Raw genomic sequence first — 390 nt, forward strand, 5'->3', positions numbered from 1 at the left:
CCCCGCCGCGGTTGATATCGGCGATCAGGATCACCGGGCAATCCACGGCTTCGGCAAAGCCCATGTTGGCGATGTCACCGGCACGCAGGTTGATCTCGGCAGGCGAACCCGCGCCCTCGACCATCACCACCGGGTACTCGGCACTCAAACGTCGATGCGAGGCCAGCACCGCCTGCATGGCAATGGCCTTGTAGTCGTGGTAGGCCACCGCGTTCATGCTGGTCACCGCACGACCATGGATAATCACTTGCGCGCCGGTGTCACTGTTGGGCTTGAGCAGCACCGGATTCATATCCGTGTGCGGCGCCAGGCCGGCCGCCTGCGCCTGAACTGCCTGAGCCCGGCCGATCTCGCCGCCCTCAGCGGTTACGGCACTGTTGAGTGCCATGT

Annotated in this window: 1 pseudogene; it reads right to left on the reverse strand. The window is 64.6% G+C overall.

Going from position 1 to position 390, the window contains the following annotated elements:
- A pseudogene (locus GV818_RS33955) lies at window positions 1-390 on the reverse strand (cobyric acid synthase); the annotation flags it as partial.

It is taken from the genome of Pseudomonas sp. Fl4BN1 (assembly GCF_009908285.1).
GTDB lineage: Bacteria > Pseudomonadota > Gammaproteobacteria > Pseudomonadales > Pseudomonadaceae > Aquipseudomonas.